The 15,255-nt window shown below is 60.7% G+C and carries 9 protein-coding genes; 4 read left to right on the top strand and 5 right to left on the bottom strand.

Annotation, left to right across the window (positions count from 1 at the left end; translation table 11 throughout):
* Position 1 precedes the first annotated feature (1 nt).
* Positions 2-1,036, bottom strand: a complete 1,035-nt coding sequence (gene waaF, locus ACA065_RS02355) for a lipopolysaccharide heptosyltransferase II (protein WP_497693148.1) — start codon at positions 1,034-1,036, stop codon at positions 2-4.
* Between the two features lie 219 nt (positions 1,037-1,255).
* Complete coding sequence (gene glnE, locus ACA065_RS02350; protein ID WP_497693147.1) at positions 1,256-4,195, bottom strand: bifunctional [glutamate--ammonia ligase]-adenylyl-L-tyrosine phosphorylase/[glutamate--ammonia-ligase] adenylyltransferase; 2,940 nt, start codon at positions 4,193-4,195, stop codon at positions 1,256-1,258.
* A gap of 383 nt (positions 4,196-4,578) precedes the next feature.
* Here glnE and aceE point away from each other — a divergent pair, with 383 nt between their 5' ends.
* The 4 genes from aceE (at position 4,579) to msrA (ending at position 12,700) form a co-directional block, all read left to right on the top strand.
* Positions 4,579-7,224 carry a pyruvate dehydrogenase (acetyl-transferring), homodimeric type gene (gene aceE, locus ACA065_RS02345; RefSeq protein ID WP_497693146.1) on the top strand — a complete coding sequence of 882 codons (2,646 nt, stop codon included), beginning with the start codon at positions 4,579-4,581 and terminating at the stop codon, positions 7,222-7,224.
* Positions 7,225-7,235: 11 nt separating this feature from the next.
* Entirely contained in the window at positions 7,236-8,882 is a 1,647-nt protein-coding gene (gene aceF, locus ACA065_RS02340; protein WP_497693145.1) for a dihydrolipoyllysine-residue acetyltransferase, read from the top strand.
* A gap of 405 nt (positions 8,883-9,287) precedes the next feature.
* Positions 9,288-11,981 carry a putative bifunctional diguanylate cyclase/phosphodiesterase gene (locus ACA065_RS02335; protein ID WP_497693144.1) on the top strand — a complete coding sequence of 898 codons (2,694 nt, stop codon included), beginning with the start codon at positions 9,288-9,290 and terminating at the stop codon, positions 11,979-11,981.
* Positions 11,982-12,052: 71 nt separating this feature from the next.
* Positions 12,053-12,700, top strand: a complete 648-nt coding sequence (gene msrA / locus ACA065_RS02330; RefSeq protein WP_497693143.1) for a peptide-methionine (S)-S-oxide reductase MsrA — start codon at positions 12,053-12,055, stop codon at positions 12,698-12,700.
* A gap of 138 nt (positions 12,701-12,838) precedes the next feature.
* Here msrA and ACA065_RS02325 read toward each other — a convergent pair whose 3' ends face one another.
* The 3 genes from ACA065_RS02325 to ACA065_RS02315 all read right to left on the bottom strand — a co-directional run bounded on the left by ACA065_RS02325 (position 12,839) and on the right by ACA065_RS02315 (position 15,004).
* Complete coding sequence (locus ACA065_RS02325) at positions 12,839-13,675, bottom strand: 23S rRNA (adenine(2030)-N(6))-methyltransferase RlmJ (protein WP_497693142.1); 837 nt, start codon at positions 13,673-13,675, stop codon at positions 12,839-12,841.
* Positions 13,676-13,784: 109 nt separating this feature from the next.
* Positions 13,785-14,510: a DUF4123 domain-containing protein gene (locus tag ACA065_RS02320; protein ID WP_497693141.1), complete on the bottom strand. Its 726-nt coding sequence runs from the start codon at positions 14,508-14,510 to the stop codon at positions 13,785-13,787.
* Between the two features lie 89 nt (positions 14,511-14,599).
* Positions 14,600-15,004, bottom strand: coding sequence for a hypothetical protein (locus tag ACA065_RS02315; protein ID WP_497693140.1), 405 nt, complete (start codon positions 15,002-15,004; stop codon positions 14,600-14,602).
* Positions 15,005-15,255 lie beyond the last annotated feature (251 nt).

Below are 15,255 nucleotides of genomic sequence, written 5' to 3'. Positions count from 1 at the left end.
ACTAACGAACCTCGACCACAGAGCCCTGCAACCGCTGCAAGGCATCGCTGACCGGTTGCGGCAGCAACTGGCGCAGGCAATTGTAGTGGCCGAAACGGCAGGTGCGGTCGAAACACGGGCTGCAATCCAGGCCCAGGCGCACCACTTCGACCTTGTCGGCCAATGGCGGGGTGAAACCTGGCGAGGTCGAGCCGTACACCGCCACCAATGGGCGGTTCAGCGCGGCGGCCACGTGCATCAGGCCGGAATCGTTGGACACCACCGAATCGGCGCAGGACAGCAGGTCGATGGCCTCGGCCAGGGACGTGTCGCCACTGAGGTTCACGGCTTCTTCGCGCAGGCCGGGAATCAGGCGCTGGCGAATGTCTTCGCCTACCGAGTGATCGTTTTTCGAACCAAACAGCCACACCTGCCAGCCTTCGCGAATCTTCATCTCGGCGACTTTGGCGTAATGCTCCGACGGCCAGCGTTTGGATTCGCCAAACTCCGCGCCTGGGCACAGCGCCAGCACCGGGCGGTCGAGCTGCAGGCCGAACTTGGCCAGCGCCGCGTCACGGGTCACCGGGTCGATCTGCAGGCTCGGGCGCGGGTACGGCGTCGGCAATTGGGCACCTGGCTCGTAGGCCAGGGCCATGAAGCGCTCGATCATCAGCGGGTAGCGCGCCTTGTCGAGGGTGCGCACGTCGTTGAGCAAGACGTAGCGAAACTCGCCGCGCCAGCCGGTGCGTTTAGGGATACCGGCAAAATACGGCACCAGCGCCGACTTGAGCGAATTGGGCAGCAGGATCGCCTGGTCGTACTGGCCGGCCATGGATTTGCCGATGCGCCGACGCGTCGCCAGTTCAAGGGCGCCGTGGCCGAGCGGGAAGCTCAAGGCCTTGCGCACCTCGGGCATGCGCTCGAGGATCGGCCGGCTCCACTCAGGGGCGAGCACGTCGATCTGGCAGTCTGGATAGCGCTGGCGCAGGCACTGGAACAGTGTCTGTGCCATCACCATGTCACCGACCCAACTGGGCCCAACGATCAGAATATTCATGTAGTTTCCACAAACGATGCGGGGAGGCTTATGCCTCCCCGCATCGATAATTACCCCAGGTTGCGGTAGCCACGGAACCGCTTTGTGTGGGAGCGGGCTTGCTCGCGAAAGCATCACCGCGGTCCACCAGACAGACCGCAGCGCCTGCTTCGCGAGCAAGCCCGCTCCCACATAAAGCCGGTTTCCACATTAGATTGGCATCGCTCAATTAATCGAGTATCAGCTTAACCCCAGCGCCTGCCAGATTCGCATTACCTGGCGCCGTTCGTCGGCGAACTGATCCCCGGCCACTGTGCCTGCCTCGTTTTGCAAGGCCTGGCGGTGCGCGGCGGAACGGTAGGCCTTATACACCTCGCGCAGCAGATGGGCATCGGCGGCGGGCATCAGCCCGACCTGCTCCAGGCCCTCGAGGATGCGGATATTGTCGGTATAGCGCAGCAACGATGGATGTTGCGCAGACCACGCCAAAGCCGCGTATTGCACCATAAATTCAATATCGACGATACCTCCGGCGTCCTGCTTGAGGTCGAACGCCGCCGTGGGCTCGAAGGCATTGGCGCCGGTGCCGGCCACCGTCGACTTGGTGCCCAGGTTGTCGCGCATCTTGGCGCGCATCTCGCTGACCTCCTGGCGCAGCTTGGCCAAGTCGCGTTCGCGCCCCAGGACTTTAGCGCGCACCTGCTCGAATGCATGGCCCACATCCTGGCTGCCCACCAGCACCCGCGCGCGGATCAGGGCCTGATGTTCCCAGGTCCAGGCTTCATTTTGCTGATAGCGCTCAAATGCACCGAGCGAACTCACCAGCAAACCGGAGGCGCCGGAAGGTCGCAGGCGCATGTCCACTTCATACAGCTGGCCGGAGTTGGTCTGGGTGGTCAGCAAGTGGATGATCCGCTGGCCCAGGCGCGTGAAGAACTGCGCGCCGTCAATCGGCTTGGCACCGTCGGTTTCGGCTTGCGGGTCGCCGTCGTGGATAAACACCAGGTCCAGGTCGGAACCATGCCCCAGTTCGATGCCGCCGACCTTGCCATACCCGACAATGATGAACCCAGGGTCGCACAAGGTGCCGTCAACCCGCTGCGGCGAGCCGTGGCGGGCCACGGTTTGGCGCCAGGCCAGGGCCAGCACTTGCTCCAGGATGGCTTCGGCAAGCCAGGTCAGGTAGTCGCTGACTTTCATCAGCGCCAGGCTGCCGGCAATTTCCGAGGCGGCCACGCGCAGGCGGTGGGCCAACTTGAAGTGGCGCAAGGCCTCCATCTGCTGCTCAAGGTCATCCTCCGGGATGCGCGTGAGACGTTCGCGCAGTTCGGCGGCGAGCTCCGGCGCCAATGGCGGCTTGAACAGGCGGCCTTCGTTGAGCAGTTCGTCGAGCAATAGCGGGAAGCGCGTGATCTGTTCGGCGATCCAGGGGCTGGCGGCGCACAGGGTCAGCAGGCGACGCAGGGCGTCGGGGTTTTCCGTGAGCAGCACCAAATAAGCGGAACGGCGGGCGACGGCTTCGACCAGCGGCAACACACGTTCCAGCACCAGATCCGGGTTGGCGTGCTCGACGGCCTGGGCCAGCAGACGCGGGATAAACGCATCGAGCCGTTCGCGGCCCAGGCGCTGCATGGCACGCAATTGCGGGCTGCCACGCAGGCCGGCCAAAGTTTTGAGGGCTTTGGGCGCATCCGTAAAGCCACCTTCGGCCAACTGACGGCAAGCGGCGTCTTCGTCCTGGGACTCTTCCCACAACGGCAGCCACTCGCCGCCCACGACCAAGTCGCTTTCTTCACCCTCTTCTTCATCAGGATCAGCGATGACTTGACGGAAGTGCCAGCCCACCCGACCACGCCAGTACATCAGGCGCTCGTGGAAGGCGGCCCAATCGGCGAAGCCCAGCATAAAGGCAATGCGCGCCTGGTCTTCCGGGCTGTCCGGGAGCATTTGCGTCTGGCGGTCGGCAATCGCCTGAATGGCGTGTTCGGTGTAACGCAAGAATTCGTAACCGTTGCGCAACTCGGCAATCACCGCCGGCGGCAAATAGCCCTGGCCTTCCAGGGTGCCAAGCACCTTGAGCAATGGCCGCTGTTGCAGGCTCAGGTCGCGGCCGCCGTGGATCAGCTGGAACGCCTGGGCGATAAATTCCACTTCGCGGATGCCGCCCGAGCCCAGCTTGATGTTGTCGGCCATGCCCTTGCGCCGCACCTCCTGCTGGATCAGCTGCTTCATGGTGCGCAGCGCTTCAATCGCGGAAAAGTCCAGGTAACGCCGATAGACGAACGGGCGCAGCATATCCAGCAGTTGCGCACCGGCCACCTGGTCACCGGCAACCACGCGCGCCTTGATCATGGCGTAGCGTTCCCAGTCGCGGCCTTGGTCCTGATAGTACTGCTCCAGCGCATTGAAGCTGAGCACCAAGGCACCGGCCGAGCCGTAGGGGCGCAGGCGCATGTCGACACGGAACACAAACCCGTCGACGGTCATCGGGTCGAGGGCTTTGATCAGTTTTTGACCAAGGCGGATAAAAAATTCCTGGTTGTCCAGGGCGCGCTTCACGCCGACCGTCTCGCCGCCTTCGGGGTAGGCGAAGATCAAGTCGATATCGGAAGACAGGTTCAGCTCCACAGCGCCGAGCTTGCCCATGCCGAGGATGACCATGTGCTGCGCCTCACCGCTGCGCCGGCCGGTGGGTGTGCCGAACTGCACGCAGTGGCGCTGGTACAGCCACTGGTAAGCCTGATCGATGCTGGCGTCGGCCATGTCAGAGAGGTCGCGGCAGGTTTGCACCAGGTCGGCCTGGCGGGTCAGGTCGCGCCAGATGATGCGCACTTGTTGGCGCGTGCGCTGGCGACGCAGTACGCGGCCCAGCTCATCTTCTGTTTCGGCCTGTTGCACGGCACCGGCGATGTGGCCGCACAGCTCGCCGGGCGCAAAGCCGCGGTCCAGCTCGCCCCACGCCACCAGTTCGAGCAACATCAAAGGGTCACGCAGACTCTGTTCAATGACAAAATCACTGGCGGCGCACACGCGGGCAAAGTCGGCCCACCGTTGCGGCGTCCACGCAGAAAGGCCATGATCGTCGTCCAGCGCGGCCGCTGCGTCACGAAATGACTGCTCGGCCCGCTGGGCAAAAGGCAAGAGAATGGCCGGTAATTCGGCGAGTGTTGGAAGGCTCATGGTCTATCCTTGATCGGCGCGTAAATGGCGTGTTGCTGTGAACGCAAGAACCACGCTCGGTGAAGGACTGTCGAACAAAGGTTATAAATAGCTGAAATTAAATTAATCTTGGCAGGCAACATCAAACTTTCACCTTTTCTTGTTCGCAAAAGATCAACTATAACGATTATGCTCACCAGCCAGACCGAGCCATACGCTCAGTCTTGTGTAGTTTTACTACTCGTATATACATTCGAAAGGCTGAAATGGCCGACGATTTGTAGTAAAACTACAGGACGCCGAAGCAACCTTCGGCCATCCAAGAATTTATGTCGTCTGCCCACAAGGCCAGTCGCAAACTTCAGGCAACCGATTCTGGTAGCCTTTCCGCCCTGGAGCAAGCCATGCAAGACCTCGATCCCGTCGAAACCCAGGAATGGCTGGACGCCCTGGAATCGGTTCTCGACAAAGAAGGCGAAGACCGTGCTCACTATTTGATGACCCGTATGGGCGAACTCGCGACCCGCAGCGGCTCGCAACTGCCTTACGCCATCACTACGCCATACCGCAACACCATCCCCGTTACCCACGAAGCACGCATGCCTGGCGACCTGTTCATGGAACGCCGCATTCGCTCGCTGGTACGTTGGAACGCCATGGCGATGGTAATGCGCACGAACTTGAAAGATTCTGACCTGGGCGGTCACATCTCCAGCTTCGCTTCCAGCGCAACACTGTATGACATCGGCTTCAACTACTTCTTCCAGGCCCCGACCGACGAACACGGCGGCGACCTGATCTACTTCCAGGGCCACACCTCTCCAGGCGTTTACGCCCGTGCGTTCATGGAAGGCCGCATCACCGAAGACCAGATGAACAACTTCCGCCAGGAAGTCGACGGTGGCGGCCTGTCGTCGTACCCGCACCCTTGGCTGATGCCTGATTTCTGGCAGTTCCCGACTGTGTCCATGGGCCTTGGTCCGATCCAGGCGATCTACCAGGCACGCTTCATGAAGTACCTGGAAGCGCGTGGCTTCATCCCTGAAGGCAAGCAGAAAGTCTGGTGCTTCCTGGGCGACGGCGAGTGCGACGAGCCGGAATCCCTGGGCGCCATCTCCCTGGCCGGCCGCGAGAAGCTCGACAACCTGATCTTCGTCATCAACTGCAACCTGCAGCGCCTCGACGGCCCGGTTCGCGGCAACGGCAAGATCATCCAGGAACTCGAAGGCGTGTTCCGCGGTGCTCAGTGGAACGTGACCAAAGTCATCTGGGGCCGTTTCTGGGACCCACTGCTGGCCAAGGACGTCGACGGTATCCTGCAACGTCGCATGGACGAAGTCATCGACGGCGAGTACCAGAACTACAAGGCCCGCGACGGCGCGTTCGTGCGTGAACACTTCTTCAACACGCCTGAACTCAAGGCGATGGTTGCAGACCTGTCCGACGACGAGATCTGGAAACTCAACCGTGGCGGCCACGACCCGTACAAGGTCTATGCGGCGTACCACGAAGCGGTCAACCACAAAGAACAACCAACCGTCATCCTGGCCAAGACCATCAAGGGTTATGGCACCGGTGCCGGCGAAGCGAAAAACACTGCGCACAACACCAAGAAGGTTGACGTTGAAAGCCTGAAGCTGTTCCGCGACCGCTTCGACATCCCGGTCAAGGACGAAGAGCTGGAGAACCTGCCGTTCTTCAAGCCAGAGCCAAACAGCGCCGAAGCCCGCTACCTCAGCGAGCGTCGCACTGCACTGGGCGGTTTCGTGCCACAGCGCCGCGCCAAGTCCTTCGACATTCCTACACCGCCACTCGATACCCTCAAGGCTATCCTGGACGGCTCGGGCGACCGTGAAATCTCCACCACCATGGCCTTCGTGCGGATCCTCGCGCAGCTGGTCAAGGACAAGGAAATCGGTTCGCGTATCGTCCCGATCATCCCGGACGAAGCCCGTACCTTCGGTATGGAAGGCATGTTCCGTCAGTTGGGCATCTACTCCTCCGTCGGCCAGCTCTACGAGCCAGTCGATAAAGACCAGGTGATGTTCTACAAAGAAGACAAGAAGGGCCAGATCCTCGAAGAAGGCATCAACGAAGCGGGCGCCATGAGCTCCTTCATCGCTGCCGGTACTTCGTACTCCAGCCACAACCAGCCGATGCTGCCGTTCTACATCTTCTACTCGATGTTCGGCTTCCAGCGTATCGGCGACCTGGCGTGGGCAGCAGGCGACAGCCGTACCCGTGGCTTCCTGATCGGCGGCACCGCCGGCCGCACCACGCTGAACGGCGAAGGCCTGCAACACGAAGACGGTCACAGCCACATCCTGGCTGCCACCATCCCGAACTGCCGCACCTTTGATCCAACCTACGGCTATGAGCTGGCGGTGATCATCCAGGACGGCATGAAGAAGATGACCGAACAGCAGCAGGACGTTTTCTACTACATCACCGTGATGAACGAGTCCTACCAGCAGCCAGCCATGCCGGCCGGCGTGGAAGAAGGCATCATCAAGGGCATGTACCTGCTCGAAGAAGACACCAAGGAAGCGGCGCACCACGTGCAACTGATGGGCTCCGGCACCATCCTGCGTGAAGTGCGTGAAGCAGCCAAGATCCTGCGTGACGAGTTCAACGTCGGCGCTGACGTGTGGAGCGTTACCAGCTTCAACGAACTGCGTCGCGACGGCCTGGCAGTGGAGCGTAACAACCGCCTGCACCCAGGTCAGAAGCCTGCATTGAGCTACGTCGAAGAGTGCCTGGCCGGCCGTAAGGGTCCAGTCATTGCCTCCACCGACTACATGAAGCTATTTGCTGAACAAATTCGCCAGTGGGTCCCGTCCAAGGAATTCAAAGTCCTGGGCACCGACGGTTTCGGCCGTAGTGACAGCCGCAAGAAGCTGCGTCACTTCTTCGAAGTTGACCGTCATTTCGTGGTGTTGGCAGCCCTGGAAGCCTTGGCTGACCGTGGTGAGATCGAACCTAAGGTGGTGGCTGACGCTATCGTCAAGTTCGGGATCAACCCGGAAAAACGCAACCCACTGGACTGCTGAGGAGATTTTTTGTGAGCGAACTCATTCGCGTACCTGACATCGGCAGCGGTGAAGGTGAAGTAATCGAGCTGTTTGTGAAGGTCGGCGACAAAGTCGAAGCCGACCAGAGCATCCTGACCCTCGAATCGGACAAGGCGAGCATGGAAATCCCTGCTCCCAAGGCCGGCGTGGTCAAGAGCCTGAAAGTGAAGCTGGGCGACCGCCTGAAAGAAGGCGACGAACTGCTGGAGCTGGAAATCGAAGGTGCCGCTGATGCGGCCCCTGCGCCAGCCCCTGCTGCCGCTGCTGCACCAGCACCTGCGGCTGAAAAACCTGCTGCTGCCGAGGCGCCTGCCGCCCCGGCCGCTGCTCCGGCCGAAGCCACTGTTCAGGACATTCACGTCCCGGACATCGGTTCGTCGGGCAAGGCCAAGATCATCGAGCTGCTGGTCAAGGTCGGCGACACCGTCGAAGCCGACCAGTCGCTGATCACCCTGGAGTCCGACAAGGCCTCCATGGAGATCCCATCGCCGGCTGCCGGCGTGGTGGAAAGCATCGCGGTCAAGCTGGAAGACGAAGTCGGCACTGGCGACTTCATCCTCAAGCTCAAAGTACAAGGCGCTGCGCCTGCTGCGGCACCGGCGCCAGCCGCTGCTGCTCCGGCGGCCAAGGCTGAGGCGGCTCCGGCTGCTGCCGCCCCGGCACCTGCTGCAAAAGCCGAGGCCGCACCGGCCCCTGCTGCTGCACCTGCGCCAAGCGGTGCCAAGGTTCACGCCGGCCCTGCCGTGCGTCAGCTGGCCCGTGAGTTCGGCGTTGAGCTCAACGCTGTGTCGGCCACTGGCCCGCACGGTCGCGTGCTGAAGGAAGACGTGCAGGTTTACGTCAAAGCCATGATGCACAAAGCCAAGGAAGCCCCGGCATCCGGCGGTGCTACCGGTGGTTCGGGCATTCCGCCGATCCCGGTCGTGGACTTCAGCCGCTTCGGCGAAACCGAAGAAGTGCCGATGACTCGCCTGATGCAAATCGGCGCGTCGAGCCTGCACCGCAGCTGGCTGAACATTCCGCACGTGACTCAGTTCGACCAGGCCGACATCACCGACCTGGAAGCTTTCCGCGTTGCGCAGAAAGCCGTGGCCGAGAAGGCCGGCGTGAAACTGACCGTGTTGCCGCTGCTGCTCAAGGCCTGCGCGCACCTGCTCAAGGAGCTGCCGGACTTCAACAGTTCGCTGGCGCCAAGCGGTAAAGCGATCATTCGCAAGAAGTACGTGAACATCGGCTTTGCGGTCGATACTCCGGACGGCCTGCTGGTGCCTGTGATCAAGAACGTTGATCAGAAGAGCCTGCTGCAACTGGCTGCCGAAGCGGCTGCGCTGGCTGCCAAGGCCCGCGACAAGAAGCTCACCGCAGACGATATGCAGGGCGCGTGCTTCACTATCTCCAGCCTCGGTCACATTGGCGGCACTGGCTTCACGCCAATCGTCAACGCGCCGGAAGTGGCGATCCTGGGTGTTTCCAAGGCCACTATCCAGCCTGTTTGGGACGGTAAAGCGTTCCAGCCCAAGCTGATGCTGCCGCTGTCGCTGTCCTACGATCACCGTGTGATCAACGGCGCCGCCGCTGCACGCTTCACGCAGCGCCTGAGCCAACTGCTGAACGACATCCGCACCATCTTGCTGTAAGCCTCAACGGGCCTCCCTTTCATCGGGGAGGCCTGGCTGCACCGATTTCCGAGCGCCACGCTCGTACCTCAACCCCGCCACTTGGCGGGGCTTTTTTTGGGGTGCTTTTCTGTGGCCTGGGCGCTTGCTCGCGTTCGGCTGCGCAGCAGTCGCAGGCTTTTTGGGGGCGCTTCGCACCCCAGCGCAAGCAAGCTTGCTCGCCACACACGCGAGCCTTATGCCTGCGTCAATACACCACCTATCACCCCAACTGCAGAAATCCTCCGCGTAGCCGATAACGGGGTTATAGCACTTAGCCTTCATCCTCTCTTGTCAGTGCGTGCTGCATGATGCAACCTTGCCGCAGGCGACAGCAAAGAGGGCGTGAGCCCGGCGCCGTGCGCATTTTTCCAAGCGAGTTTCCCCATGAAAAGCCAACCCGATGTCGCCCGTATGGCGGCCGAGGTAGTGACGCAGTTACCGGTGCCCTCGCGCCTCGGTATGCTGCGTTTCGAGCGGCTTAATGAGGCAAGCTGGGCTTTGCTCTACCTCGACCCCAATTGCGAGCGCCAATTCGGTCTGCCAGCGGTTGAATTGTGCGCACTGGTCGGCACACCCTACGCCAGCCTGATGGAACCGCAGGCGCGCTATCAGCTGCACGATGCGATCCAGCAACAACTGACCCAGAGCCCGCATTACCTGGTGCGCTACACCTTGCACACCAGCGACGGACCTTTGAGCCTGCTGGAAATGGGCGAGGCCTACAAACAGCACAACCGTCACCTGCTGCGCGGCTACTTGATGGTGGTCGACGGGCTGTTCAGCGAAATCCCCACCGCCGCCCCGACCGCAGACCTGGAAAACCAGAACAGCCGCCTGCAGATCGCCCTGGAGCTCAACCAGCGCGCCCAGTTGGAACAGTTGCAGCACCTGGAACGGGTGCGCGCCCAACAGGAGCTGATCTTGCTGCTGGCCCGCCAGCGCTACACCACGCCTAATTCGCTGCAAGAAGCCGCCGAGCTGATCACCCGTAGCGCCTGCGACATCTACCAGATCGATTGCGCGAGCATCTGGAACCTCGAAGGCCAGCGCCTGGTGCCGATCTCGGCCTACCACCGCGCCGACCAACAACACCACTTGCCGGAAGCGATCGACGCCAGCGGCTTCCCGGACTACCTGGAAGCCCTGCACTCGAGCCGCGCCATCGACGCCACCCATGCGATGCGCGACCCGCGCACCCGGGAAATGGCCGAGAGCCTGCGCGCTAAAGATATATATGCGATGCTCGACGCGAGTATCCGCGTCGATGGTCAGGTCATTGGCGTGTTGTGCCTGGAACAAAGCGGCAGCCCCCGCGCGTGGCAGACCGATGAAATCGCCTTCGCCGGCGAGCTGGCGGATCAATTCGCACAGGTGATCAACAACCACAACCGGCGCACCGCCACCAGCGCCCTGCACCTGTTTCAGCGTGCGGTGGAGCAAAGCGCCAACGCCTTTTTGCTGGTCAACTGCGACGGCGTGGTGGAGTACGTCAACCCTAGCTTTACCGCGATCACCCAGTACAGCGCCGAAGAGGTCCACGGCCACCGCCTGGCGCAACTGCCGGCGCTGGAGAACCTCAGCGAATTGCTGTTCGACGCGCCATCGAGCCTGGCCAAGAGCAACAGCTGGCAGGGCGAATTCAAGAGCCGACGCAAGAACCTCGAACCCTACTGGGGCCAGTTGTCGATTTCCAAGGTGTATGGCGACAACCGTGAGTTGACCCACTACATCGGCATCTACGAAGACATCACCCAGACCAAGCTGGCCCAGCAGCGCATCGAGCGCCTGGCCTACACCGACAACCTGACCAACCTGGGCAACCGTCCGGCGTTTATCCGCAACCTCGACGAACGCTTTGCCCGCGACAGCGACAGCCCGATCAGCCTGTTGCTGGTGGACATCGACAACTTCAAGCGGATCAACGACAGCCTCGGCCACCAGACCGGCGACAAGCTGCTGATCAGCCTGGCCCGCCGCCTGCGCAACAGCCTGAGTGCCGGCGGCAGCCTGGCGCGGTTTGCCAGTAACGAGTTTGCGGTGTTGCTCGACGACACCGACCTGGAGACCGGCCAACAGGTCGCCAGCCAGTTGCTGGCAACCCTCGACAAACCGATGTTCGTCGACAACCAGTTGATCAGCGTCACCGGCTCAGTGGGCCTGGCCTGCGCGCCCTTGCACGGCCGCGACCCGCAAACCCTGATGCGTAACGCCGGGCTCGCGCTGCATAAGGCCAAGGCCAACGGCAAACATCAGGTGCAGGTGTTTACCGAGGCCCTGAACGCCGAGGCCAGTTACAAGCTGTTCGTGGAAAACAACCTGCGCCGCGCCTTGACCCAGAATGAACTGGACGTGTTCTACCAGCCCAAGCTATGCCTGCGCAGCGGCCGCTTGCTGGGCATGGAAGCGCTGTTGCGCTGGAACCACCCGGAAAAGGGCATGATCCGCCCCGACCAGTTCATCAGCGTGGCGGAAGAAACCGGGCTGATCATCCCCATCGGCAAATGGATCGCTCGCCAGGCCTGCCGCATGAGCCGGCAGTTGACCGCCGCGGGCATGGGTAACTTGCAGGTGGCGATCAACCTGTCGCCCAAGCAGTTTTCCGACCCGGACCTGGTGGCCTCGATTGCCACCATCCTCAAGGAAGAACAGCTGCCGGCCAACCTGCTGGAGCTGGAGCTGACCGAAGGCTTGTTGCTTGAGGCCACCGAAGACACGCGCCTTCAACTGGACCAGCTGAAGAGCTTTGGCCTGACCCTGGCCATGGACGACTTCGGCACCGGTTACTCGTCGCTGAGCTACTTGAAAAAATTCCCCATCGACATCATCAAGATCGACCGCAGCTTTATCCATGAAATCCCGGACAACCAGGACGACATGGAAATCACCTCGGCGGTCATCGCCATGGCCCACAACCTCAAACTCAAGGTAGTGGCCGAGGGCATCGAGACCGCCGAGCAACTGGCGTTCCTGCGTCGGCATCGCTGCGATGTGGGCCAAGGCTATTTGTTCGACCGACCGATCCCCGGCGCAGAGCTGCTCGAGAAGCTTAAACGCTACCCGCGCGGGCCAATCGCCTGACAGCGCTGTAACACTCGGGCACACTGGCTGTCTGTCTATTACATAACTCAATCTGACTGAGAGGACTGATCATGGTCTTGCGCTCGGAAATTCTGGTGAACAAAAACGTGTTGCCCACTCAAGAACAAGCTTTGCCTGGCCGTGAAACCCCCATGTCTCTTCCAGAGACGCACTTCGTCAACGGCAACCCGTTGCTCGGCCCCTTTGTTGACAATGTAGAGTTCGCGATCTTCGGTCTCGGTTGCTTCTGGGGTGCGGAGCGCAAATTCTGGCAGCGCGACGGCGTGGTCAGCACGGTGGTCGGTTACGCCGGCGGCTACACGCCGAACCCGACCTATGAAGAAGTCTGCTCGGGCCTGACCGGCCACAGCGAAGTGGTGCTGGTGGTATTTGATCAAGACAAAATCAGCTATGAAGAGCTGCTGAAAATGTTTTGGGAGTTGCACAACCCAACCCAGGGCATGCGCCAGGGCAACGACATCGGCAGCCAGTACCGTTCGGTGATCTACGCGGTGAAACCTGAGCATCTGGAGGCGGCCAAGGCCAGCGCCGAGGCTTATCAGGCCGAGCTGACCAAGGCTGGCCTGGGCACCATCACCACCGAAATCGAAGAAGCGCCGACGGTGTATTTCGCTGAGGCGTATCACCAGCAATACCTGGCAAAGAATCCGCAGGGCTATTGCGGCATCGGCGGCACGGGCGTGACCTGCCCGATCTAAGCACAGCGCAGATCAAAAAATGTGGGAGCGGGCTTGCTCGCGAATCCGGTGGGTCAGTCAACACATGTGTGACTGATATACCGCATTCGCGAGCAAGCCCGCTCCCACATTTAGTTTTGTGTTTGGCTTGAGAGCTAATTACTCAGCGATGAGCCAATCCATCTGCCACCCACCCTGGGTCTGGCCAAGCTTCTTGGACAGCCACGGCAACAGCTCACGCAACTCCTCTTCCAAACCCCACGGCGGGTTGGCGATTGCCAGGCCCGAACCCGTCAGGGTGTTGGGCGTGTCCAGCGGATGCACCAGCAACTCCACCCGCAGCAACTTCGGCGCACCGGTGCCGGCCAGGTCCTGGTAGAAGCGGCGCAACATGCGCTGGTCTTTCACCGGATACCAGATCGCTGCAACAGTCTGGCGCATGCGGCTGACCGCTTCCTTGAGGGACGCCGCGCAGCGCTGCATTTCGTCGAGCTGCTCAAACGGCGGATCGATCAACATCAGCGCGCGTTTTTCCGGCACCGGCAGCAAGGCGCGCGGCACATGCCAGCCTTCGCCCAGGTGCACTTTGACCCGGCGATCACCCTTCATGTTGTCCTTGAGCAGCACGCCGTCTTCCGGGTGCTTTTCGTTGAGCAGCACACGGTCCTGGGGGCGCGTAAGGCGGCGCGCCAGTTCCGGCGAACCAGGGTAGTAGCGCAACTGGCCATCCGGGTTCATCTCATGCAGCACACGCATGTAGTCGGCGGTCAACGGCGGCAGGTCGCGCTCGCCCCACAGCCGGGCGATGCCTTCCAGGTATTCACCGGTACGGTTGGCCTGATCACCTTGCAAGTCGTACAGCCCGATCCCGGCGTGGGTATCGAGGTAAGCGAACGGCTGCTCCTTGCGCGACATCAAGGCGATGAGGCGGGTCAAGGTCAGGTGTTTGAAGACATCGGCATGGTTGCCGGCGTGAAAGGCGTGACGATAATTCATGGTTGCTCCTGCGCAGGGGGCGAAGTTTACCTTTTACCGACGCAAAGGTGCAGGGCCGCATGCCGGGCGGTGTTTGTTATGGCGAGCGGGCCTGCCACAACAAACCCGTTCAACTCAACTCGCAGGCCAAATAGTCGGCCAGCGCCCCATGACTGACATCCGCCCCGCGGGCGAAGTAGGCGACCTTGTGGCGCAAGATCGCAGGCTTGAACGCGGTATGCAGGTCGGGTCGCTGCTCTTCGAGCCATTGCAGCAAGTTGTCGATCAGCACGTGGGGTGATTGCTCTGCCAGATGCTCCAGCGACGAGGCAGGCACTTGCCACCATGGGCTGGTTTTGGCGGCAGTGACCGGGCCAGTCGCAACCGTCAGCGGTTGGCCGTTGATCAGGTAACGCTGAAATACCGGCAACACCTTCCCCGCCTCGTCGCCGAGGTTTTGCACAATCGGCAGAAATTGGCCGCCATCCCAGAAGCGCAGAAACACTTCCTGCCCCTCGGGCAACAGCACCTTGGTCAAGCTCTGCAGGTGCGCGACCACTGTTTCCAGTGGGCTGGACGATACCGCCAGCCAACCCCAATCCGTTGAATCGGTGGTTGCGACCCAGTCGAGAAAGGCGCTGTCGGGCTCGATGATGCCAACGTAAGGCATGACCTCATTCCACTGCGCATAGGTCGTGCCTGCCCAGATTGGCTGGGGCGATATGCCGGCAGCGTTGATTCGCCAGGCGTCGAAAGGTTTGGCGTCGCTGGCGCTGCTGAGTATGACGAAGAGGTTTTCGCCAAGTTGGAGGGGGTGGTGGGTTAACCAAGTGTGGGGCACCAACTGCTTGCGCACTGGAGATATTCCTTCGCAAATAAAGGTTAGTCAACGTTATTTAAGGTATCACGACCCCAAATAGCAAAACAAAAAGCAATGCACAGGGACTAATAGCGAGACCATTTTGTCCAGCCCATGCAACCACCAACAATATAAATAATCAGCAGCCCCAAAAAGTTAACCACTGCCCAATACCCCAACACACACAGCGTCCATTTCAGCCCCTTGGGAAAGTCACGATAATCATCAGAATTAAGTCGCCCCGCTCTGATGCAACGTTTTGGAAAAGCAATTACAGCCATGATATCGCTCAACAAAAACTGTCTACGCACCCAGTCTGCCTTTAACTCACACCCATACCATCCAGGCGATGGAAAACGAGCTAGACAACCTTGTATTTCATCAAACTTAAAATAACTCACATAATAAAACACAACAAACCACACAATTATCACTACTACAAAGACTGCTCTCACAACCTCATAAATTTCTTTCATCTCATCTACACGCATACAACGACTCCCCCGTCAGCGCCATCAGCAGTCAACACGGTTAGATGATTTGACCAACACTCACCCGCCTGCAGCCGCTCCACCGCCACCAATACCTGCCCTAATAGCTGAGCAACGGACACCTGCACCAGAAACTCACGCCGCCGCTGCTACTACGCCGCTAATAAACTCGCCAACTTCCGAAGGACTAGCCAAGTGCGGAGCAGTCTACTTCGGCATTGAATATATTTTTCAACCCCTAAGAGGTAGAT

Source organism: Pseudomonas sp. LBUM1640, from assembly GCF_059716225.1.
The sequence above is the reverse complement of the archived record's forward strand: the minus strand, read 5'-3'. Positions and strand labels throughout refer to the sequence as shown.